Origin of the sequence: Nitratiruptor sp. YY08-10, from assembly GCF_016629565.1 — a bacterium.
Classification (GTDB): Bacteria; Campylobacterota; Campylobacteria; order Campylobacterales; family Nitratiruptoraceae; genus Nitratiruptor.
Genome location: NZ_AP023057.1, coordinates 498,363 through 520,928, shown reverse-complemented (window position 1 = coordinate 520,928; position 22,566 = coordinate 498,363). Strand labels below are relative to the sequence as shown.

Annotated in this window: 18 protein-coding genes, 2 tRNA genes and 1 pseudogene; 11 read left to right on the top strand and 10 right to left on the bottom strand. The window is 38.3% G+C overall.

Annotated elements, in window-relative coordinates:
- Nucleotides 1-38 precede the first annotated feature (38 nt).
- The 3 genes and pseudogenes from JG735_RS02950 (at nt 39) to JG735_RS02940 (ending at nt 3,656) form a co-directional block, all read left to right on the top strand.
- Nucleotides 39-1,250 carry an OmpP1/FadL family transporter gene (locus JG735_RS02950; RefSeq protein ID WP_201335345.1) on the top strand — a complete coding sequence of 404 codons (1,212 nt, stop codon included), beginning with the start codon at nt 39-41 and terminating at the stop codon, nt 1,248-1,250.
- A gap of 8 nt (nt 1,251-1,258) precedes the next feature.
- Nucleotides 1,259-2,811, top strand: a pseudogene (locus JG735_RS02945) (fatty acid--CoA ligase).
- On the top strand, nt 2,808-3,656 hold the full coding sequence (locus JG735_RS02940) for a ketopantoate reductase family protein (protein WP_201335344.1): 849 nt from the start codon (nt 2,808-2,810) through the stop codon (nt 3,654-3,656). The pseudogene JG735_RS02945 and the gene JG735_RS02940 overlap by 4 nt, the downstream one beginning before the upstream one ends.
- Here the strand turns inward: JG735_RS02940 and JG735_RS02935 are convergent.
- From JG735_RS02935 to JG735_RS02920, 4 genes are read right to left on the bottom strand one after another with little or no spacing between them, the layout of a single operon-like run.
- Nucleotides 3,626-4,816 carry an EAL and HDOD domain-containing protein gene (locus JG735_RS02935; RefSeq protein ID WP_201335343.1) on the bottom strand — a complete coding sequence of 397 codons (1,191 nt, stop codon included), beginning with the start codon at nt 4,814-4,816 and terminating at the stop codon, nt 3,626-3,628. The genes JG735_RS02940 and JG735_RS02935 overlap by 31 nt on opposite strands.
- The gene (locus JG735_RS02930; RefSeq protein ID WP_201335342.1) at nt 4,813-6,756 is read right to left on the bottom strand and encodes a M3 family metallopeptidase; all 1,944 of its coding nucleotides are present in this window, start codon (nt 6,754-6,756) and stop codon (nt 4,813-4,815) included. The genes JG735_RS02935 and JG735_RS02930 overlap by 4 nt, the downstream gene beginning before the upstream one ends.
- Before the next feature lie 36 nt (nt 6,757-6,792).
- Complete coding sequence (locus JG735_RS02925) at nt 6,793-7,359, bottom strand: topoisomerase C-terminal repeat-containing protein (protein WP_201335341.1); 567 nt, start codon at nt 7,357-7,359, stop codon at nt 6,793-6,795.
- Nucleotides 7,343-7,711 carry an HIT family protein gene (locus JG735_RS02920; protein ID WP_236584207.1) on the bottom strand — a complete coding sequence of 123 codons (369 nt, stop codon included), beginning with the start codon at nt 7,709-7,711 and terminating at the stop codon, nt 7,343-7,345. The genes JG735_RS02925 and JG735_RS02920 overlap by 17 nt, the downstream gene beginning before the upstream one ends.
- Before the next feature lie 64 nt (nt 7,712-7,775).
- Between JG735_RS02920 and JG735_RS02915 the strand changes: the two genes are divergently transcribed.
- The 5 genes from JG735_RS02915 to JG735_RS02895 all read left to right on the top strand — a co-directional run bounded on the left by JG735_RS02915 (nt 7,776) and on the right by JG735_RS02895 (nt 15,136).
- Entirely contained in the window at nt 7,776-8,177 is a 402-nt protein-coding gene (locus JG735_RS02915; RefSeq protein WP_201335340.1) for a DUF255 domain-containing protein, read from the top strand.
- A gap of 90 nt (nt 8,178-8,267) precedes the next feature.
- Nucleotides 8,268-10,220 (top strand): acetate--CoA ligase, encoded by a 1,953-nt coding sequence (acs, locus tag JG735_RS02910; protein ID WP_201335339.1) that lies wholly within the window; start codon nt 8,268-8,270, stop codon nt 10,218-10,220.
- Between the two features lie 80 nt (nt 10,221-10,300).
- Entirely contained in the window at nt 10,301-12,337 is a 2,037-nt protein-coding gene (locus tag JG735_RS02905) for a TonB-dependent siderophore receptor (protein WP_201335338.1), read from the top strand.
- Nucleotides 12,334-12,852 (top strand): hypothetical protein, encoded by a 519-nt coding sequence (locus tag JG735_RS02900; protein ID WP_201335337.1) that lies wholly within the window; start codon nt 12,334-12,336, stop codon nt 12,850-12,852. Before JG735_RS02905 ends, JG735_RS02900 begins: the two co-directional genes overlap by 4 nt.
- Nucleotides 12,839-15,136, top strand: a complete 2,298-nt coding sequence (locus JG735_RS02895; RefSeq protein ID WP_201335336.1) for a bifunctional diguanylate cyclase/phosphodiesterase — start codon at nt 12,839-12,841, stop codon at nt 15,134-15,136. The genes JG735_RS02900 and JG735_RS02895 overlap by 14 nt, the downstream gene beginning before the upstream one ends.
- Here the strand turns inward: JG735_RS02895 and JG735_RS02890 are convergent.
- Genes JG735_RS02890 through JG735_RS02880 form a run of 3 tightly spaced genes read right to left on the bottom strand, consistent with a single transcriptional unit; the run spans nt 15,117 to nt 18,553 of the window.
- Nucleotides 15,117-15,368 (bottom strand): hypothetical protein, encoded by a 252-nt coding sequence (locus JG735_RS02890; protein ID WP_201335335.1) that lies wholly within the window; start codon nt 15,366-15,368, stop codon nt 15,117-15,119. The genes JG735_RS02895 and JG735_RS02890 overlap by 20 nt on opposite strands.
- Nucleotides 15,369-15,626 carry a tetratricopeptide repeat protein gene (locus tag JG735_RS02885; RefSeq protein WP_201335334.1) on the bottom strand — a complete coding sequence of 86 codons (258 nt, stop codon included), beginning with the start codon at nt 15,624-15,626 and terminating at the stop codon, nt 15,369-15,371.
- Nucleotides 15,623-18,553 (bottom strand): DNA mismatch repair protein, encoded by a 2,931-nt coding sequence (locus tag JG735_RS02880; protein WP_201335333.1) that lies wholly within the window; start codon nt 18,551-18,553, stop codon nt 15,623-15,625. The genes JG735_RS02885 and JG735_RS02880 overlap by 4 nt, the downstream gene beginning before the upstream one ends.
- A gap of 50 nt (nt 18,554-18,603) precedes the next feature.
- Between JG735_RS02880 and pyrF the strand changes: the two genes are divergently transcribed.
- Nucleotides 18,604-19,287: an orotidine-5'-phosphate decarboxylase gene (pyrF, locus tag JG735_RS02875; RefSeq protein WP_201335332.1), complete on the top strand. Its 684-nt coding sequence runs from the start codon at nt 18,604-18,606 to the stop codon at nt 19,285-19,287.
- Between the two features lie 28 nt (nt 19,288-19,315).
- Nucleotides 19,316-19,407: transfer RNA gene (locus JG735_RS02870), tRNA-Ser, on the top strand.
- Between the two features lie 32 nt (nt 19,408-19,439).
- Here JG735_RS02870 and JG735_RS02865 read toward each other — a convergent pair.
- The 3 genes from JG735_RS02865 to JG735_RS02855 form a co-directional block, all read right to left on the bottom strand.
- Nucleotides 19,440-19,667, bottom strand: a complete 228-nt coding sequence (locus JG735_RS02865; RefSeq protein ID WP_201335331.1) for a hypothetical protein — start codon at nt 19,665-19,667, stop codon at nt 19,440-19,442.
- On the bottom strand, nt 19,664-20,470 hold the full coding sequence (locus JG735_RS02860; RefSeq protein WP_201335330.1) for a Sir2 family NAD-dependent protein deacetylase: 807 nt from the start codon (nt 20,468-20,470) through the stop codon (nt 19,664-19,666). Before JG735_RS02860 ends, JG735_RS02865 begins: the two co-directional genes overlap by 4 nt.
- A gap of 134 nt (nt 20,471-20,604) precedes the next feature.
- Nucleotides 20,605-20,681, bottom strand: a tRNA-Met gene (locus tag JG735_RS02855).
- Nucleotides 20,682-20,742: 61 nt separating this feature from the next.
- On the opposite strand from JG735_RS02855, the gene JG735_RS02850 reads away from it, so the two are divergent.
- Nucleotides 20,743-22,563 (top strand): 7TM diverse intracellular signaling domain-containing protein, encoded by a 1,821-nt coding sequence (locus JG735_RS02850; RefSeq protein ID WP_201335329.1) that lies wholly within the window; start codon nt 20,743-20,745, stop codon nt 22,561-22,563.
- Nucleotides 22,564-22,566: the final 3 nt, after the last annotated feature.

The window sequence follows — 22,566 nt, the reverse complement described above, 5'->3', positions numbered from 1 at the left end:
ATCATATAAATTTTTAAATGATAACGAAAGGTTCAACCATGAAAAAAATCGCTTTAGCAATCACTGGCGCTTCAATTCTTACTTTTGGTGCAGCCTATAAAATTCCTGAACAGTCTGCCAGGAGTGTAGCACTGGCTGGAGCGTACGTTGCCGCTCCTAAAGATGCAGATGCAGCTTACTTCAACCCAGCCAATATGGCATTTATGGATAATGCAAACTATGTGGAGCTCAGTTTTACAGGTGCGTATCTTTCAAAAGTCGATTTTGACGGACAGCAAGTGACAAATCCCGGACCACCCCCTACTCTAATCCCCGCATCTGCCAAAAGCCAGTCTCAAAAATATCTTATTCCCCATTTTCACTATGTCGGTCCAAAATTTGGAAAATTTCGATTTGGCCTAAGTGTCACGACACCTGCAGGTTTTGCCAAAAAGTGGGATAAAGCACCACAAACCTGGAGTGCAAAAGAATTTACCCTAAGAACTGCACAACTTATGCCAAGTTTTAGTTACCTTATAAATGAAAATTTTGCGGTAGGAGGAGGCGTAAGAGTCCTTTTTACTGACGGAAAAATTCGATTTGATCATCCTATTTTAGGAACATATGATATGGATGGTGATATTAAAGCACGATATGGCTATGCATTGGCAGCAACGTATAAACTCCTGGGCCTCACACTCGCTGCTACATTCAATTCAAAAATCGATCTTAAAGAATCAGGTGATGTCGTCTATAAAGGAACGACCAAAACAAAAGGTCATACCAAAGTCCCTCTTCCAGCTACTCTCGCCCTTGCAACCGCAATTGACGTCAATGAAAAAGCAACAGTCGAGTTTGTGTATGAGCGAACCTTTTGGAGCAGTTATGATAAACTCGTTATGAGATTCGAAGATCCTACTGTACCGACTATCGTTTCTGAAAAAAGCTGGGATGATACGAATACTTTCAGACTTGGACTTACATATAAAAACAGTGAAAAATTGACGACTATGTACGGTATCGCTTATGACCAGTCACCAATACCAGCCCAAACCCTAGGATATGAACTTCCTGATAGCGATGCAATCGTTTTTTCTCTTGGAGCACTGTATGAAGTACAAAAGGACCTCAAACTTGGAATCTCATATCTTGCAGACTATAAAATCGGACGAACTCTTTCTCTTGGAGAGAATAAAAATGGAATCGTGGGAACTTTTGGAGACGGAGTAGCCGCACAACTTCTCAATGTCTCACTGAACTATAAATTTTAAGGAATGCAATGTTCGATTACCGGTATAACAATTTTTATGAAATTGTAAAAGAACATGCTAAAAATAGACCAAAAGGGATTGCATATTTTATAGATGATCGAAAAATTACTTTCCATAGGCTCCTGTTAAAAATCGATACGCTTGCTCGATTTATGGAACTTATGGGTGTGCAAAAGGATGACAAAGTCGCTATTGTGATGGCAAACTCTCTTGAGTTTATCATTACGCTTCTTGCTGCACAAAAACTGGGAGCGATCCCTGTTCCTATCAACAATTTTTTAAAAGAGGACGAAATCACTTTCATCCTCAATGATAGTGACGCAAAGCTTCTAGCAGCAAGTGCCAAGTATGCCAAAGAGCTTCAAAATGTACTGGAAACGACAAAGGTCCAAAAAATTATATGGGAAGGTGACTATACAGGATTAGACGAGCACAATATCGCATTTTCTGAAATTTTAGAGAGTCTGGAAAGTCACGAAAAGCTAAGTCAGCATGTGGATATCGACGATACGGCTGTGATCATCTACACTTCTGGGACCACAGGAAAACCAAAAGGAGCAATGCTCTCTTATAGAAACATTTTTTCCAATATTTTGGGCGTAGAGAGACTCCTTGCAATTACGCCAAAAGAGCGGTTCATTGTCTATTTGCCAATGTTTCACTCCTTCACTCTCACCGTAACGGTCTTAATGCCGCTCTATTTTGGCTCGCCTGTTGTTATTATCCGATCCATCATGCCATTTTCCAATATCATCAAACAGCTGCTTTTAAAAAGAGTGACTATTTTTACGGGTGTTCCCGATGTCTATAATGCTCTTTCCAAAGCAAAGCTTCCTTGGTACTTTCACTGGTTTAATAAAGTAAAATATTATGTCAGCGGCGCTGCTGCTTTACCGGAAGATACATTGAAGCGGTTTCAAAGCAAATTTAAAAAAGGAAAACTGTTAGAAGGTATGGACTGAGTGAATGCTCTCCTGTGGTTGCGGTCAATCTTCCAAACAAACAAAAGCCAAAATCTGTAGGTCCGGCACTTCCAGGCGTGGAGGTCAAAATTGTAAACGAAGACATGGTTGAACTTCCGAGAGGTGAAGTTGGTGAGATCATCGTCAAAGGCGACAATGTCATGCAGGGATACTGGAAACGTCCGGAAGCGACCGCTGAAACGATCGTCAACGGTTGGCTTAAAACAGGAGATCTTGGTTATATGGACGAAGAAGGTTTTATCTACATCGTTGACAGGAAAAAAGATCTGATCATCTCTAAAGGAATCAATATCTATCCACGGGAGATTGAAGAGATTCTAATGAACAATCCTCATATTAAAGCAGCGGCCGTTATAGGTATCAAAGATGAAAAAAGCGGAGAAGTTCCAGTTGCCTATGTTGAGCTCGAAGAGAACGCAAAGATCAGTGAAAATGAGATCAAGCGATATCTTAAAGAGCATCTTGCAAACTTCAAAGTTCCAAGATCTGTCTATATCGTTGAAGAACTCCCCAAAAATGCAACTGGAAAAGTGCTCAAACGGGTCTTAAAAGAGAGATTGCAAAAGGCAATGAAGTGAATATCGCTGTACTTGGAGGCGGCGGTGTAGGAGCCTATATCGCAGCAAAACTCTCACGTGTTTGTGATGTAGATCTTATCAGTGATTTAACTAAAGAGATTCTTCTCAAAGAGCAAAGCAACATAACCAGATATGACGTATCAACATATACTATCCCTCCTCAAGAAAAACGATATGATGTAGTTATAATCGCTACCAAAAGCAATGTACTTTTACAAAAATTGGAAAAAATGAAAAAAAATATTGATAAAAAAAGTATCATACTTCCTCTTTTAAACGGAATCCAGCCCTATATGTTGCTAAAAAAACATCTTCCTTCAATTGTCATTCCCGGCGCTGTTTATATCATTTCCAACAAGCAAGATGATGGAACCATCGAGGTGAAAGGCAAAGGTGCCATGGTGGTTTTTGAAGACATCAATGAAACCACCCATGCACTCAAAGAGTGTTTTGAAAAAGCTGGGATAAAAACAAAAACCCCAAAAAACATCATGCAAGCCATTTGGCAAAAGTATCTTTTCATTGCAGCAACTGCAGCACTCACCACATACTATCATAAGACATTTGGAGAAATTGCAACAAAGCACATTGACGAATTTCAAGCTCTTTTAGAAGAGATCGCTCAGATTGCTCGCAATGAAAATGTAGAACTCCATGAGGAAGATATCCAAAAGGCAATTACTCTTTTACGAAAATCGCCAGCCAATGCCAAAACATCCCTGCAACTCGACTTTGAAAAAGGACAAAGTGGAGAACTGGACAATCTTTTAGGCTATTTAGCCCAAAAGATGCCATCTGGTAAAATCGCTTCTATCTATAAAAAACTTCTTGAGCTCATTGCTTGAGTATAAAAATAAGCAATCTGCTTAGAATCTAACTCTATATCATTTTGCCAACTTTCAAAATCTCCCTTTTCTAGTTTTTGAACAATCCTTAACAAAAGTCCATAAGAGTTTTGCAATCTTTTCAATGCATTTATGATTTCTTCATCAAGCAATGAAAATTGAACAAAAAATTTCTCCTCCAATACCTCTTTAAAAACAGATAAAGTACCAATCAAAAATGCCTTATCACTGTCAAGTGCTAAAACATCTGCTACTTTTGCCATAAAATAGGCTCTTGTCTTGGCAAGATCAAACCATGGATTGTTTTCGATGTTTTTATCATCTTGTGCGTATAACATCAATAATAGCCACTTTTTAAAATTTTTTATGCCTAAAAAGGCCAAAGCCTGAGGAATAGAAGCAATCTTTTTTTGCAAATTAAAATAGCATGAATTGAGCAGCTTTAAAAGTTTAAACGAAATACTTGGTTCATTTTTCAGTTTTTCAACAACCTCATCAAATTGATCATCCTTCATATTCCAAAGCTCTAAAATTGTCTCTTTGCGTGATAACAAAAGATGTTGCGAAGCGACTTCGGGCTTCATAAAGTAGTATCCTTGAAAATAGTCAAATCCCAATGCTTTATACTTCTCATACTGCTCTTGCGTTTCAACCTTTTCTGCTAAAAGTTTTATTCCTATACTTTTCAGATACTTTACAACATCTTGTAAAATATTGGCATCATTTTTCTCTAAAATATCAAACTTTACAATATCGAAAATATGAAAAAATCTTTTGCAATACTCAAATTGTTCCTTACTTACGATAAAATCGTCCAATATAAGCATATATCCTTGTTTTTTATATTTTTCCAACTCCTCCAATACATTTTCCAGTTTTACATCTTCCAAAATTTCTAAAGCAAAATCTTTTTTTGGCAGAAGCTGCGCAGCATCACTTTTTATAAAAACTTCATCAACATTAATGAACCCTCTTTTTCCATGCAAAATAGATTGGTAATCATTACATAAAAACACAGTAAGCACAGAGCAAGTAGCTTTTATATCCGTTAATTTATCATTATCTTCTCTTTTCCCCCGAAACAATAACTCGTATGCTATCAACTTTTCATCTTTATCTAAAATTGATTGTCTAGCAAAAAAAATTTCTTTTTGCATCATTGAATTCCACAAAGTTTGAGTAAGGCTTCGCTATTTGGTGCTCTCCCCGCAAATGCTTTGAAACTCTCCATCGCCGGCCTGCTTCCTCCTTTACAGAGCACCTCTTGCAGATAACTCTGGGCAATCTCATCATTATAGATCCCATTGTCTACAAACATGAAAAAGGCATCTGCACTCAAAACTTCCGCCCATTTGTAGCTATAATATCCCGCTGCATACCCACCGGCAAAAATATGGCTAAAGCCCCATTGGAATTTGTTGTATGGCGGCGTTGGCACAACACTTACCTCTTCTCGTACTTCATCAAGTACCTTTTGCACATCCACCGGCCAATCCATATGGACAAGCATATCAAACAGGCCAAATTCAAGCTGACGCACCATCGCCATAGCACTTTGAAAGTTTTTGGCAACTTTCAGCCTTTTGATCATCTCATCCGAAAGAGGCTCTCCTGTTTGATAATGTTTGGCAAAAAGATGCAACACCTCCTCTTCATAGGCAAAATTTTCCAAAAACTGGCTAGGAAACTCCACCGCATCCCATTCGACTCCCGCTATCCCGCTCACCGCAGGTTCAGTCACTTCACTGAGTAGATGATGCAGTGCATGCCCCATTTCGTGAAAAAGCGTTACTACGTCGTCTGGTCGAAGAAGACTCGGAGTCGTTTTGGTTGCGGGTGCAAAATTTGCCACTATGTAAGCGACAGGGTAGACTATTTCACCTTTTTGATCAATATGGTGGCTCACCCACTCATCCATCCAGGCTCCACCGCGCTTTCCTTCTCTTGCTTCCAAATCCACATAGAGTCTTCCAACAAGTCTATTTGGCAAGGAAATCTCATAACATTTGACACTCTCATGCCATACCGGCGTATCTATCTCTTGAAACTCTAATTGAAAGAGCTTATTTAAAAAGGTAAAAAGTCCATTGACAGTTGCATCCTTTTCAAAATATGGCTTATAGGCTTCATCATCGATATGGTATTTGGCAATTTTAAGCTTTTCACTCCAGTAGGCAACATCGTACGCCTGCAACTCATACTCTGCCCCCTGCTCTTTTGCAAATGCTTGCAGTGCTTCAAATTCCCTCTTCGCCTGGGATCTGCTTTTTTGTGCCAAATCTTTTAAAAATGAGACTACTTCTTCAGGTGAAGCAGCCATTTTTGTTTCAAGACTCAGCTGGGCATAATTTTCAAATCCCAAAAGCTTTGCTTTTTTATAGCGAAGGGCTAAAATCTCATCTATCAAAGCTTCATTTTCTGGTGCTCTTGTCACATAGGCTTTGTAGAGCTTTTCTCTTTTTTCCCTGTTTGGTCCGTATGTCATATAGGCTATATAGCTGGGTTGTTTGAGGGTAAAGCGGTAACCTTCATCACATTTGGCTGCTTCTTTCAAAGACTCTGGCATCCCATCTACATCACTCTCACCGACTATCATCTCATAGGCATCTGTGGCTTTAAGAAGATTTTGCCCAAATTGGCTTGTAAGCTCACTGAGTCTTATATTGATTTGCTTTAACTCCTCTTTGGCTTTTTCGCCAAGCGCAACACCACTGAGCTCAAACTCTATGATCATATCTTCAACCACTTTTCTTTGTTCTGACTCTAAATCCTCCTCTAATATCTGCTTTAGAGCTTGATAAATATTTTCATTTTGTCCAAGTTCTGTATGATAACGGCTTAATTCAGGCAGTAATGCATTATAGATCTCTTCTGTTTTTGGAGAGTTTTTTACATAGTTTAGATGCGAAATCGGACTAAAATAGAATCCAAGCTTCTCTTCCATCCACTGCAGTGGACGTACAAAATTTTCATAGGTTTTTGGCTCTTTTTCTAAAAGTGTTTCAATCTTTTTTCTATTCTCTTCAATGGTTTGCAGCACAAGCTCTTTTTGTTTGTCTAAATTTTCATCAGTTACTCTAAATTTTGGAAAACTGGGCACTTTGCCTCCTTAAAAATTTTTGAAATTGTACCATTTTTAAAATAGTACCCTACATCCATACTGGGTATCCAATACAAGTTCCACTTTCCTCATCTTTTTATCAAATCCTCGTATGCTTACTTCTGTTTTGCCTTTTTGTAGGAGCTCTTTTACCTGCTTTTTTGTAAGCTCTTTTCCTCCAAATCGTTTAATAGCATTTTTAAAGATGGCAAATTCGCATCCTTCTTCCCATCTACTACATCCGAAACTCTGTGGATACTCCACCACGTCAGCTTGGCACAGCGGACAACTCCCAAATGATGCTGCAGTTGCTCCTGCATGAAAACCCACTTGAGGCCAAAACTTTCCCTCTTTTTCTACAAGTTCCACCCAAAACAGGCGTTGTATCCCGTTATTCATCATAAATGGTAGCTGTGTAGAACCTTTAAGAAGTGTTCTCATCTCTTTAGGAGTGATACTATCATGTCCAAGATGTGTAAGGGACCCTTTGCCAATACTAAAATCACATCCCTTGGCATAACCCATACAGCCATAAAAACTCCCCCTATCCACAACTCCATCACCACATTTGGGACATTTTCCCAGTTTAAATAGCAGCGGCAAGTTTTTCTCTCACTTTCTCTATAAACACTTCCATTGACGGCAATGCTACATTTCCCTCTCTTTGTTTTTGGCCCCAAAGAGGTTCTGGAAAAAAGCTGTCATTTTGAAACCGGGCCTGTATATGCCAGTGCACCTGTTGTACATAGTTGCCAAAAGAGGCAATATTAATCTTATCTGGTTTAAAATATTCAATCATCTCTTTTTCGATAATTTCCAGGGCTCTGTAAATTATCTCTTTTGTCGTTTTATCGCATTCGCTCATCTCTTTGCACTTCCTTTTTGCAAATATTTTGAGCCAGGGTACTTCATGTTTTTCTAGTTCGATATAGATGTAATCATTTTCATAAATCATTGTATTTCCTATTTGATTTTTTTCCTTTTCTTTCCATATAATTGTTGCAAAAAATGGGGAGAATATGAAACAAATTTTGGGATTTATCCTGTTTAGTTCCTTTGTACTCGCTTCATCTATCAAATGGCAACACAATTTTCAAGAAGCTTATGATCTTGCATTGCAAGAGAAAAAACCACTTTTTGTTTTTATCGAAAGAGTCGATCCGCCCTGTCGCTGGTGTAACAAAATGAAAACAACCACACTGCAAGATCCAAAAATTATACAATTTATCAATCAACATTTCATCGCCGTCCGCCTCGATCGTGATACAAGCAGCTATCCTGGTAATCTTTTTCCAAAATATGTCCCAACAATCTATGTTATTCAAAGAAAAAAAGTTATCAAACGAATCATTGGATACTGGAGTAAAAAGGATTTTTGGAGTGATTTGGAGGATATTAAAAGAACTTTACATTTAAAGTAACATCACAGAATAAATAGGAGTAATTTAGTCTTAGTTAAGCTTTTTTAGATACCATTTTTAAAGGCTTAAATATTTTTGAAAGGATGTTACATGGAACAAACACCTGTTTTTGACCCAACACCAAGGATTAAAGAACGAGCTAGAATCAACTCAATGGATCAGTATTGGCAGATGGTCAAAGAGGCTGAGAGGGATTATGAAGGGTTTTGGGATAGACTGGCAAAAGAGAAGATTAACTGGCGTGAGCCTTATACAAAAGTGCTTGATGAGAGTGAAGCACCATTTTATAAATGGTTTGTAGGTGGAAAGCTCAATGTTACCGAGCAGTGTATCGATAGACACCTAGAAACAAAAAAGAACAAAGCGGCAATTATTTGGGAAGGTGAGCCGGGTGATAAACGAGTTATTACCTATTTGGAGCTTTATTATGAAGTAAATCGCTTTGCAAATCTTCTTAAAAACAAGTTTGGAATAAAAAAAGGCGATAGAGTCGTTATCTATATGCCTATGATCCCAGAAGCTGCTTTTGCGATGCTTGCATGCGCACGTATTGGTGCGATTCACTCAGTCGTTTTTGGCGGATTTAGTGCTGAAGCGCTTCGAGATAGAATTCAAGATGCCCAGGCAAAACTTGTCATCACCGCCGATGGAGCCTACAGACGAGGCAAGCCATATCTCCTTAAACCCGTTGTAGATGTGGCATTGGCAAAAAATTGCGAAAGCGTAGAAGCAGTTTTGGTTGTTCGAAGAAACAACGAAGAGATCACATGGCATGAAGGCAGAGACTACGACTACAATGAGCTTATCAAAGAGATGCCGGCACGCTGCGAACCTGAAATTATGGATAGTGAAGATCCGCTCTTTTTACTCTACACTTCAGGAAGTACCGGTAAACCAAAAGGAGTACAACACTCTCAAGCTGGCTATATCCTCTGGGCACAACTCACGATGGAGTGGGTATTTGATATAAAAGATACAGATACCTACTGGTGTACTGCTGACGTTGGCTGGATCACAGGTCACACCTACATCGTCTATGGACCTCTTGCAGCTGGGGCAACGACTATGATGTATGAGGGGGTTCCCGTCTATCCTGATGCTGGCAGATGGTGGAGAATGATCGAAGAGTATAAAGTCAATCAGTTCTACACCGCTCCAACTGCTATTCGGCTTTTACATAAACTTGGACCTGATGAACCAGATAAATATGACTTAAGCAGCCTCTACATTTTAGGAACCGTTGGTGAGCCGATCAATCCGGATGCTTGGATGTGGTATTTTGAAAAAGTGGGACGAGGGCAGTGTCCAATCGTCGATACCTGGTGGCAAACAGAAACCGGGGGTCACATGATTAGTCCACTTCCTGGAGCAACGCCGATCAAACCAGGATCTGCCACATTCCCGCTTCCTGGAATCTTTGCTGAAATCATCGATAAAGATGGCAACAAAATGCCTCCAAACGAAAAAGGGTACTTGTGTATCACGAAACCTTGGCCTAGTATGATCAGAACTATCTGGGGAGATAGCGAACGATTTGTTAAAAGCTACTTTGGCACATGTAAAAAGAACGGCAAACCAGTATACTTCAGCGGTGATGGGGCAATCTACGATGAAGAAGGGTATATCTGGATCACGGGACGTATGGATGATGTGATAAATGTGAGTGGTCACCGTTTGGGAACTGCTGAAATTGAAGCGGCTATCGGGCATCATCCAAGAGTTGCTGAGTGTGCGGTTGTCGGAAAACCGCATGAAGTCAAAGGTGAAAGTGTTTTTGCTTTTGTCGTCCTCAAAGATGATGAAGGCATTGCTGACGAAATGGAACTTATCAAAGAGATCAATGAAGTAATCACCAAGGATATCGGACCTTTGGCAAAATGTGACGAGATAGCGTTCGTTCCGGGACTTCCGAAAACAAGAAGCGGCAAGATCATGCGAAGAATCCTCAGAAGCATTGCCAAAGGCGAAGAGATCAAGCAAGATACCTCAACACTTGAAGATCCAAGCATAGTCGAAAAAATTATCCAAATAGTCAACGGATAAACGATGGGCAGTCCTTTGACTGCCTTTTCCTTTTCGTTATAATATCTTCTATAAAATCCATTTTTTCCCATAGGATTGTTATGCTTAAACGAATGCTGTTTGCATTTATCTTCCCATCTTTTTTGTTTTCATCAGACACACAAACAATTGAACAAGATTTTCTTGCAACTTTGAATGAAGCAAGCGAAATTGCATCTGCGACAAAACTCAATATCGACAAAACACCATCGACCGTTACCGTTTTGAGAAAAGATTTCATCAAAAATACTGGTGCGAAAACTCTGTTTGATTTGATGTGCTATATCCCCGGTATTGAAACTTCTATCACTTCCAGCGGGAAAAAGCAGATTATTGTCCGTGGAGTTAAAAACAGCTATCGTGATAAAATCAAATTTTTAATCAACGGTGTAGAAGTCACCAACAACATCTATACCAACCAGTTCTACTACTACAACTTTCCGGCAGATCTTATTAAACGTATCGAGTTTACCAAAACTCCCGATTCCGTGCGGTATGGGGATAATGCCTTTTTAGGAGTGATCAATATCATCACTCTTGATGAGAGTGATGAAGATTTGATTTCAACATATTACAGCAACAAAAACAGATACGCAATCAGTGCATTCAAATCTATAATCACCCAACACGGAACATTGCTACTCGATTTGCATAAACTCTATTCCAAACCGGATCTTCTTGCACCCGTAACACTCAAAATCGACACAAACGACAATTCTTCAACAATATTTCGCCAACCTGTACCGGCCCATACACTTGAAAAAAATGATGGCTTAGGACTCACCTACAAATATAACAACTGGACCCTGCAATACAGGCTGCAATACTACAAAAAAGGAAACTTTTTCGGAATTTCCCGTGTTCCCCCGTTCAAACGTGATCAATTCGTTCATTTGCAGCATCAATTCATCGATATAGGATATCAGCAGTATCTCACCAATGATTGGAAAATCGAAACGAATGCAGGATATAAATACTATATCTGGAATGGGGCTTTTCGAGTCTATCCCTTTGATCTCGATCCAACGAGCGAACCGGACAAAGATTTGATTGTTGGTGGAAACTTTGCAGAAAAAGAGTTCTATGCCAAAGCCAATATCAAATATCTTTCACAAAAACATAATATTCAATTTCATCTTGAAACCAGTTATGCCAAACCAAGCAGAGCATACTATTTGCAATATGTTCCTGCTTTGGGAAACTATGCACATCTCCCGGGACCGATCAAAACCGATATACACAGATCCATTTTTGCTTTGGGCATTGAAGATCTATACTTTGTCAACGACAATTTTACGTTGACGGGAGGAATACGGTTCGACCACTATAATGAATTTGACTGGAAACTCTCTGCAAAAGCGGGCCTTGTGTACAATTTTGACCCGAATAATACAATGAAATGTATTTACAATTCAGCCTTTCGAGCACCTTCTTGGGTTGAGCTGTATGCAAATACTGCTGCAGAATTCAACGGAAACGAATCGTTACGACCCGAATATATCAATCTGTTGGAGCTGCAATATATCAAAAAATTTGCATCCTCCGACGTTTTAAAAACAAACTTTTATTATGGAAAGACCAAAGATACCATTGATAGATTTCTCTCAGACTCCGGCCTTCGGATATACGAAAATCTCGGAGACTATTTAATACGGGGCGTAGAAGTAAGCTATACCAAGCTTTTTGAAAACGTAAAACTCATTCTTCGATATGCACGCAGTTTTAACAAACGAGAATATCAACGAAGTCCAAATGATCAACAAGAGTATCTCGGTATTCGAAAAGATATTTTCTCCACCTCATTGGATTATGACTGGAACCATTTGCATTCCCATACCATGTTCAAATTGAGCTCCACAATCGATACACCCAAGCCCTATCCGGATATTCCATCTTGCCTCTCGCTGAATCAGATTTTCACGTACTCTTTGGAAAATCTTGATATCCAGTTTGGAGTAAAAAATCTTACAAATCATAAAAACTATGCATATGTAACACCATCCGAACTTATTCAAAACAGATATCGGTTCAGCCCGCAGGAATTGGCAGTACCACTGAGTGGCAGAGAGTGGTTTTTTCGAATAAGGAAAAGCTTTTGATACGGATCTTTTTTCTAGCACTTATCAATTTTTATACTCTCTGTGCCAGTTCGATCAATCCGGCACTTCTTGAAATCGAAGCAAAATTGTTCCCAAAGATCATAATGCTCGATGAACAAATTGATCAAAAACTTGTCAATGGCAAACTTTACATCAATATCATTTTTCAAAACAGATATCGCAAAGAAGCACAATTGATGAAAAAACTTCTGGACAAAAAAGTTGTATACGGCAAACGTATAAAAGTTGTCCTGACAAAAGAGAGGGCACTCAAAAACCCTTCAGCCTATATCCTTTTTACCGATTCCCAAAAAGCAAAAAAACTCTTTACTGCTCTTGCTAAAAAGAATCGTCTCATATTAAGCGCACTTCCTAGCGCAATAGATGGAGCTATGGTTTCTATCGCAGTTAATTCAAAGGTACACCCACTTCTCAATCCATCAGCCATTAAACAATCAAAAATAAAACTCAATCCCATAATATTCAAGGTATCCAAGTATTATGAAAACAAGTAGATATTCGCTTACCTTCATTATACGCGTAACAATTCTTATAGCAATTATTGTTCTTCTTGCTTTTCAATCGCTTATGTATTTTCAAATACAAACAACACTCAAAAACATCGAAAAACAAAATATCCAATTCATCATCCAAGAAAATCTGCGCACCATTGCCCCACTTGCCTATTTTCAATTTGACGATGAACTTCAAAAAACACTTCAAAATATTCAAACCAATGTCAGTTCCATCAAAAAACTCAACATTGTCAAAAATCCAATACACCTACAAGAGAACCAATTGCTCTATCCTATACGTTACAAAAACAGAATAATAGGATATCTTTTTGTGCAATACGACTACGATATCATGAAACAGTTTTTTCAAAAATTCGATTTGTATTTTATTCTTTTTACTTTCCTTCTGATCGCCTTTGGTCTCATTTTCGCGCAATTTATCAATAAAAAGATAGATGCGTTGTACACATTCACTTCACAACTCTCAGACATCGACATCCGAACAACAAAACAGCTAAAACCAACAGACAACTATCTCGAACTCATTGCAATTACACAAGCCATTAATACAATGCTACATGCAATACATCTTTATATTCAAAAAATAAAACAAAGCGAAAAACATCTTATAGAAGCGCAAAAAATTGCCAACATGAGCAGCTGGGAATATATAAAAGATGCCAATATGTTTTTTTGTAGCGACCAGCTTTACAGAATTTTGGGACTCAATATGAAAGAGCGTTTAGATTGGGAACGATTTATTGCAATGATCGATCCTCAAGAAAAGATTCGTTTTCTTACAGAAATAGAAAAGGCTTATGAAAAGGGACTAAGATTTGAAACAGTCCTCAAATTTCATACTCCAAAAGGTGAAAAATATCTCAAAAACGTCATCAAGGTTCGAAAAAAACATAATAAAACCATCACATTCATCGGTATTGCTATAGACGTTACTGAAGAGTATCAAGCAAAGAAACAGGTTGAATATCTCGCTTTCCATGATCCCCTCACATCTTTACCTAATAGAGCCTCCTTTCAAGATATGCTGGAAAATCTGTCCAAAATTGCCAAAAGATCCAAAGAGCGGTTTGCCCTCATCTATCTTGATATCGACAATTTTAAATTCGTCAACGATACCTATGGCCATGAGATAGGAGACAGACTGCTCGTCGATATTGCCAACAACCTCAAAAATACACTTCGTGATTCCGATCTGATTTTTCGAATAGGCGGAGATGAATTCGTCGTTTTAATACCAAAAGTACAAACAAAAAAATCACTCGATATCGTTTTAGAAAAAATCAAGCATTCCATTGTAAAAGAGTATTATTACGGAAATATCAACTTTTCTGTCTCTTGTAGTTTAGGGGTCGCTTTCTTCCCCGATGACTCAGATGATATCGATACCTTGATACGATATGCAGATATTGCCATGTATGAAGCAAAAAAAAGTGGAAAAAATAGATACGTCTTCTTTGAAAAAGAGATGCAAAAATTTTTAGACTATCTTCAACAAACAACGCAGGACCTTCGAAAGGCACTGAAAAAAGATGATGAACTGCTTCTATACTTTCAACCGAAAATGAATATCCAAAACAACAAAATTTATGGTGCGGAGGCTTTGATACGGTGGAATCATCCCCAAAAAGGTCTGCTTGCTCCTAACATGTTCATCCCTGTCGCGGAACGAAGCGACCTCATCGAAAAGATCGATGAGTATGTAATCAAAAAGAGTTTTCAACATCTTCAGGAGTGGAGCAAAGATGAAGAGTTGAAGGATATTGTTCTTTCTTTAAATGTTTCGGCTCGACAATTTAGAAATCCGAAATTTCTCAATTTTCTTGAAAACAATCTCAAACGTTTCGACATCGATCCATCAAAACTTGAGCTTGAGATAACGGAAACGCTCTCAATGGAAAACATCTCTCATACAGTCAATATGCTCGAAGCTATAAAACAGATAGGCTTTCGAGTCGCTTTGGATGATTTTGGGACAGGATACTCTTCACTCAATTACCTCAAACGATTACCTTTTGATACGATAAAAATCGATAAAAGTTTTATACAAGATATTGATCAAGATCCAGAAGACTATCAAATCACGAAGATTATTATAGATCTTGCCTATACGTTTAAAAAAGAGATTGTCGCAGAAGGTGTAGAAACAAAACAGCAAGAGCGTATCTTAAAAGATCTCAAATGCTTCCTGGCGCAAGGCTTCTTATATGCAAAACCTCTGCCACTCAATGACTTCAAAAAATTAATCACATTCCACAACCGCTAGAAGGGATATGAAACTCCTCTTCATATCCGCACTTTTGACAGATAAAAATCACACTATTCGTCCCGCTGCAACCGCCACTTTTGTTTCTTTTTATCTCGATTGCAGATTCTCTGCACACAGGGCATATACCCCGATCTATCAATGTCAACCGTTTCGATTTTTGACGCAGGAAAAGATAATAGACAAATATCGCCGCAACGAGCGAAAAAACAGTCACAATAAACGTATACATCTACTCCCTTGCAAAAACACTTGAGGTAGCGCAGATAATTTGCAGCATATATTTGGCATCAAGACTTCCTCGTCTATTTGCCTTTTTCCACCACTCTACTGCCGCTTTCTCATCCTTTTCAACTCCCCATCCTTCATAATACATCATACCAAGATAGTACATCGCTTCAGCATTGCCATCTTTTGCCAGTTGTTTAAAAATCGGCAGTGCTTCTTCATATCTATCTTTTTCAAACATATCCACCGCTTTTTGTATCATCTTCCCTCCTTATTTTCGATCTCTGTAAAATGAAGCTTCAATCCTTCATCGCTCATCACAAATCCATTGATCAACAATTTTCCCTCATGGACCATTTTGTGATGCTTCGCGCAAAGCGGAATGAGATTGAATTTGTGATTTGCTTTGAAATGGTCGATAAAACCACCCTTTGCTTTCGCTTTCGGACTGATATGATGCACCTCTTCTACAACTTCGTTGCATATCGCACATTTTGTAAGATACACTCCTTTATTATATCTACTTCGCCTTTTTTGTTTGAGAAGTTCGACCTCACTGTATTCATTTGTCAATTTTTTTCTCAGGTTATAAGCGTACTCTAAAAATATTTTATCCATATGAAGAGCTTTTGCAAACTCAAGACCATACAGTGTACTTCCTGAGCCAATTTGAAGCTTTCTATCGTAGATCAACCGATCATTTACTTCATCATACGTGACACCAAGATGTAAAAAGACAAGACGCTCTAAAGATTGAATAGGTTCAATACTGCTCAATTGATGCAAATGGGTTGCAAAAATGAACTTACTGCCTATCTCATAGAGTCTTTGTATCGCTGCACCAACAATCGATAGCGCAGAATAGGTTTCCGTCCCATGACTGATCTCATCTCCAAGCACCAGTGAGCGATGTGTCGCACGGTTAAAAATATTTTTGAGCTCCAACATCTCAACTGCAAAAGTGGAAAGCCCTTTGTAAAGATTATCTTTTGAGACGATTCTTGTAAAAATCTTGTCAACTAGTCCAAATCGCATCGATGCAGCTGGTACAAACATTCCAGCTTGTGCCATGATCACTGCAATTCCGACACTTTTCATCAAAGAGCTTTTCCCGCTTGAATTGATACCATAAAGCAAGATACCTTGTACCGGTTTATTGTCACTTGCCTCTAATGTCACATGATCGCATTGTGGATCGATAGGCTCTCCAAGATAGATATCATTGGGAATGTAGATACCATTCTCTTCTCGTGATTCTATGATAGGATGGCGAAGAGCGACAAACTCCAAAATCGCTTCGTCCACAATTTCGGGTTTTGCGTAGTTAAACTCCTTGGCACACTTCGCACCGCTAATGGAAAAGTCAATTTCTCCAATGAATGTAATAAGCTTTTCCATTAAAGCACTATATCGAAGCTCAATATCCATCAATACGTCTGTATAACTCTTTTTAACTAAGGATACAAGTCTTGCTTGCAGTGCGGTGTACTCTTTTGAGAGATCTTCGATAATTTCATGAGTCAGTTTTACACTGTTTTTGAGCTTTTTAATCTGAAAATCTTTTAAAAAGTAGTGTTCATTGTCGATGGTGACAAAACTTTGCAAAAGCTCTTTTTCGATCTGCATAAATCTATTTTTCGTCAAAGCAATATGAAATCCCTCACTCTCCAACCATCCAAGTTGAACGCTTTCTTGCTTGTCGCAAAAAGAGGCGATATGCCTTTGAATAGTATGTAACTTTTCAAGTGTTTGCGCAATTTGTGTTTCGATTTGATCAATAAAAAGATTGACCCCTGGCTTGAAAATATTCGCATCAATCTGCTCTTTGCGATATTTCGCACTCTGTTCCAGATCAAAAACTGCTTCGATCGATTTTCTAAATGCATATACCTCTTCCATACTGAAACTTTCTACACCCATATCAAGGGTTTCTAAAACTTGTGCCAGTTTTTCGATATAGTACAAAGAGGTATGAAGATAGTTGATCTCAAAAGGGTGTGCTTTTTTTAGTTTGATACGCCGTAAAATTCGTTCAATGTCATACACCTGCTTGAGCAGAACCTCCACAACTTTGAAATGGGGCAGCAACTTCTCTATCATCGCATAACGACGTCTCAACTCCTTTTTATCTTGAATAGGATTAAGCAGCCGCTCTTTAAGAACCCTTTTCCCTATAGGTGTGGAAGTTTTATCCAAAAGTTTCAATAAAGTCATCTCATCTGGATCACGAGAAATGATATTGAGCTGCTCTAAAGCATTGTTTCCAAGATAGACAAAATGGCTGCTACCTATGAATGATGGTTTTTGGAGTTTTTCCACAATAGCCGGATCATGGTCAATGATAAAATCAAGCAGAATTCCAAGACTCTCACTTGCATAGGGATAGCGTTCAAGATCAAGATATTCGATAGGCGAAAGAATGGAATTGATAGCAAAAACTCTTGCAAAAAGTTCATTTTGATAAGCGATTTTTAAACGACTTTTATTTTCATGGTATGTGAAATGTGAAGGAATTTCAAGATAGTTGTAAACAAACTCTTTATCCACATTTCCTTCAAAACTCAAAATCAGCTCAGCCGTATTGTATGTTTGTAAAAGCGTAAATACCTCATCAAGGGCAAATGTCTTATCCTCTCTTGTTGAATACATCTCATTGACAAACGATTTTCCCGTCGTCACATCGACCGCTGCATAGCCGGCGTAATAGATTCCCCTGTTTTCTCCAATGATGATGGATGCTATGAAATTTTCTGTAGGATCTATCTGATAATCAAAATTTGTTCCAGGCGAGATAATATTGGCAAGATAGCGCTTCACATGGGGCGGCTCACCCTTTTGTTTGATCAAAACGACCGTATATTTTTTGCTCTGTATAAGCCTATTGAGGTAGCGTTCCAATGCAAAATTTGGCACCCCTGCCATCAAAGGATTGGAAACACTGATCTCAAGAATCGATTTATTTTTACGGGTCAGCTGAATATTGAGAAATTCTGCGATCTCTTTTGCTTTACCTATCTTTTCTTGAGGAGTATTGAGCTCGTATACTTCAAAAAAAGAGCCCACTTCCATGAGTACTACCGTATTTTCACCATACAGCTGTTCAAAGTATTTTTGAAGATCAAAATAGATTTGGGTAAGAAGCTTTTTCTTATCGTTCAAAAGATTGGAAAGATACTCTTTGTCGAACAAACCGGCCCTTAACTCTTTTTTTGATATTATATCACTAAAAAAGGGGTTTCATGCAGCTTTGCGTGGCACTAGATCTACCCAGTAAACAAGAAAATATCGCTCTTGCACAATCACTGAAAAATTATGATATTTGGCTCAAAGTGGGTCTTCGAAGCTATATACGAGATGGAAAAGAGTTTTTGGAAGAGATCAAACAGATCAATCCCAATTTTCATATTTTTCTTGATTTGAAACTCTATGATATTCCAAATACGATGGCAGATGCCGCTGAGGAGATCGCAAAACTTGGCGTTGAGATGTTCAACATCCACGCCAGTGCAGGCAAAGAAGCAATGCAAAGTGTTATGCAAAGAGTAAAGCAGTTTCCAAATCCTCCTCTGGTTTTGGCAGTCACCGTCCTTACCTCGTTCAATGAGGAACAGTTTCGATCTATTTATAATGATTCGATCGAAAACAAAGCAAAACAGTTTGCCAAAGAGGCCTATGAAGCAGGTTTGGATGGAGTTGTATGCAGTGTCTATGAGAGCGATCTTGTCAAAGATATCACAAGCAAGAATTTTATCACATTGACTCCGGGTATACGACCTTTTGGAGAAAATGCAGGTGACCAAAAACGTGTGGCAGATATTAATCTGGCAAAAGCAAAGCAAGTGGATTTCATCGTCATAGGAAGACCTATCTATCAGGCAAAAAATCCTGCCGAAGTTGTGGAAAGAATATTGACAAACCTCTGAAAATTCTTTATAATTTCATCCACTTCAAGGACAGGTGGGTGAGCTGGCTGAAACCACCTCCCTGCTAAGGAGGCGTACCCATTGCGGGTACCGAGGGTTCGAATCCCTCCCTGTCCGCCACGACTTCATAATTTTCTCATGTTTTTTATATGCTACTTGTTTCGCAATAAGCTTACAGCGTTATCAACAAGATATCGTTTCAAAAAACAACAACATTTTTTTAAAAAATCTTCTTCATCTATCCTTTCATGGTATAGTTTGTTGTATAGTTGTATATAGGAACGTACCAAAAAGCATATTTCATCTTGTGTTATATCTGCTATGCTCTGAGTGATATTGTGTGCCATGATACGTGCCAATTTGTTTGGATCTGCTGTCACTGTAGGACCTCATATATTTTTCTTATTGCCTCTTTGCCTCCCAATGCAAGACCGACGGTAGCCCCCTCTTCTTCTCTTGGATTGATACGAATTAAAGGGACATTATAATTTTGTGATATTCGTTCACCTAAAAGACGAATGGTAGGTACTGCAGTACCGGCTCCAATCTCCACAATCACCAATGATTTTTGAGCTTCTTGCATAAAATGTTCAAAACGTCGATTTTGCGCCTCTTCGCGCCTAGAAATCCAATTCCAATCCCCAAACATCAAGATATTAGGCCTGGCAATTGCACCACAATAGGGACATTTTGGCAGAGGATCTTTTGCCAAAAAAAGATCTTCATTTATATGAATTTCGATTCCTTCGGCACTCCATATACGTTCACAGCAAGGTTTTGTACATTGCAAATAGTGAATGCTTCCGTGAACTTCATCGATTTTCATTTCATCGAAACCGGCCTTTTGAAACTGTCCATCCACATTTGATGTCACCACAAAATAGTCCTTTTTTTGTTGAGCAATCTCCAAAAGCAATCGAAAACCTATATGTGGATCTGTTTTTCGGTAAAGATGCAAACGATGGCCATAAAATGCCCATGCAAGTTTTGGATTTTCCTCAAACCATCTAGGATTTGCCAACTCTTCAAACCGAAGGCCAAGTCTCTTCGCCGCCGGATAGGCTCTCCAAAATCCATGAACTCCTCTAAAGTCGGGAAGGCCACTGTCAACACCCATACCAGCCCCGACCGTAATGAGAAGATATTGGGAACATTTTATCAAATCTGCGGCTACTTCAATCATAATAAACCTTTTTGTATAATCATACAGCAAGAAAAATCAAAAATTATTTTAATGAAAATCTATTATAGAGCGACAGATTGAGATGAAAAATACTTGATTGGACTAAAAGGCAAGGAAGCTAAATTAAGAAGAGTTGGTAGCTGGGGGGAGACTTGAACTCCCGACCTCCGGCTTATGAGACCAGCGCTCTCACCAGCTGAGCTACCCAGCCAAAGCGAGTGAAATTATACTTCAAAATCTGTATCATGTCAACAATAAAAAGAAAGGTAAAAATGAAAAGAGTCTGTCTACTTTTTCTTTTTTTCCATACTCTCTTTGCACAAACAATTTTGCTTGATGAAAACCATATAAAAAATATCACTCCTTTCACCAAATACTATCTTGACAAAAACTCCTCTTTGCACCCAGATTATCTTTTGCATCACAAGCAGTTATGGAAGCCAACAAAATCCAAGGCATTACTGCTTGGCTACCAGTATGACGCCACACTTTGGCTTCTTTTTCGACTCAAAAACCCTTTTGATAAAACTATCACAAAAGTTTTGGAATATGATTATCCCATACAGGAAAAAATTTGGTTATATGACATCAACAACTCAAAGATGTACAAAAGTGGATACCGATTAAAACCGCTGCCCGCATTTCATATTACGCATCCGTTTTTCTTGCATTTCAAACCCCATGAAGAAAAGCTTTTTTTACTCAAAGCGCAAAATAACAATGTAGGTTTCATCGCCAAACTCAATATACTGGATCCATCCTATTATGAAATTAAAAATGAAAATGACAAACTCATCACCATTCTTTTTTTAGGTGCGATGTCAGCACTCATCGCATACAATATTTTCCTACTGTTTATGACAGAAGATGCAAGTTATCTCTACTATGTCCTTATGGTCAGTTCATTTCTTTTATTGGAGCTTTTTGAATCCGGTTTTTTCCCTCTCTTTTTTGAAAACTTTACTATGAGTACAACCGCTATCTATACACTCTTGCTTATTATGGCACTTTCGATTATTATGTTTACGGTAGAGTTTTTACAAACGAAAAAAAACTTTCCAAAAATTCATGCATTCCTACAAAGTCTGATTGTTTCCACACTCATTTTATATCTGCTTAACATTACAGAAATTGTCAGTACAACACCTCAACGCATTATCTATATGGTTATGTTTCTTATCATGATCGTCATCGGTCTATACGCCTATTTCAAAGGATATAAACATACCATTTATTATATCATCGGATGGATTTTGCTCTTTGTGGTAGCAGTCTTACTCGGTCTGAGACAAGCCGGATTTATCTCCTGGATAGACAATTTCCCGCATTTGGGTAAACTCTTTATTTTTTTAGAGGCAATTCTTTTTTCCATGGCTTTATCTGCAAGAATCAATGCATACAAAGCAGAAAAAGAGCGTGCCACGAAACTGCTTTTAGAAAAGAAAGAGATAGAAAAAGCAAAACTTGAAGCTTATGCCGAACAAAAGACACAGGAACTCACAAAAGCGCTCGAAGAGAAAAATGTTTTGCTTAAAGAGCTTCATCATCGAGTAAAAAACAATCTTCAAATCATTATCTCTCTTTTACGATTGCAATCTGACAAGCTGAGCGATCAAAAAATGCAATCAATCCTAACAGAAGCAGAAAGTCGTATCAGAGCATTGAGTAGTGTCCATGAAATGCTCTATAAAAGTGACAATATAGCCTATATCAATGCACAAGATTATATTCAGATGCTCGCGAATGAACTGCAGCATCTTTTTTCAACAAAAAATATTGATATTCATGTGCACAGTAATGTAAACTTTACCATGGATAAAGCGATATACACAGGTCTCATCATCAATGAACTCCTCACAAATGCATTTAAGCATGCTTTCCCCGACAACAAAGGAGCAATTTTTATTACGTTAGGACAAAAAGAAGATTTATATATTTTAACAATCCGAGATACGGGAAAGGGACTTAACAACTCAAACATATCTAAAGAGAGCCTTGGTTTGAAGCTTGTTGATATTTTGGTACATCATCAGCTCAAGGGAAAGATCGATATCGATACTTCCCTTGGCACAAAATATACAATCACGTTTTAAAAA

Coding starts and splice junctions, on each gene's coding strand:
- JG735_RS02850 (WP_201335329.1), top strand. CDS start 20,743: ATGAAAAGAGTCTGTCTACTTTTTCTTTTTTTCCATACTCTCTTTGCA.
- JG735_RS02885 (WP_201335334.1), bottom strand. CDS start 15,626: ATGATACAAAAAGCGGTGGATATGTTTGAAAAAGATAGATATGAAGAA.
- JG735_RS02950 (WP_201335345.1), top strand. CDS start 39: ATGAAAAAAATCGCTTTAGCAATCACTGGCGCTTCAATTCTTACTTTT.
- JG735_RS02915 (WP_201335340.1), top strand. CDS start 7,776: ATGAAACAAATTTTGGGATTTATCCTGTTTAGTTCCTTTGTACTCGCT.
- JG735_RS02890 (WP_201335335.1), bottom strand. CDS start 15,368: ATGTATACGTTTATTGTGACTGTTTTTTCGCTCGTTGCGGCGATATTT.
- acs (WP_201335339.1), top strand. CDS start 8,268: ATGGAACAAACACCTGTTTTTGACCCAACACCAAGGATTAAAGAACGA.
- JG735_RS02935 (WP_201335343.1), bottom strand. CDS start 4,816: ATGATGCAAAAAGAAATTTTTTTTGCTAGACAATCAATTTTAGATAAA.
- JG735_RS02920 (WP_236584207.1), bottom strand. CDS start 7,711: ATGATTTATGAAAATGATTACATCTATATCGAACTAGAAAAACATGAA.
- JG735_RS02895 (WP_201335336.1), top strand. CDS start 12,839: ATGAAAACAAGTAGATATTCGCTTACCTTCATTATACGCGTAACAATT.
- JG735_RS02860 (WP_201335330.1), bottom strand. CDS start 20,470: ATGATTGAAGTAGCCGCAGATTTGATAAAATGTTCCCAATATCTTCTC.
- pyrF (WP_201335332.1), top strand. CDS start 18,604: ATGCAGCTTTGCGTGGCACTAGATCTACCCAGTAAACAAGAAAATATC.
- JG735_RS02905 (WP_201335338.1), top strand. CDS start 10,301: ATGCTTAAACGAATGCTGTTTGCATTTATCTTCCCATCTTTTTTGTTT.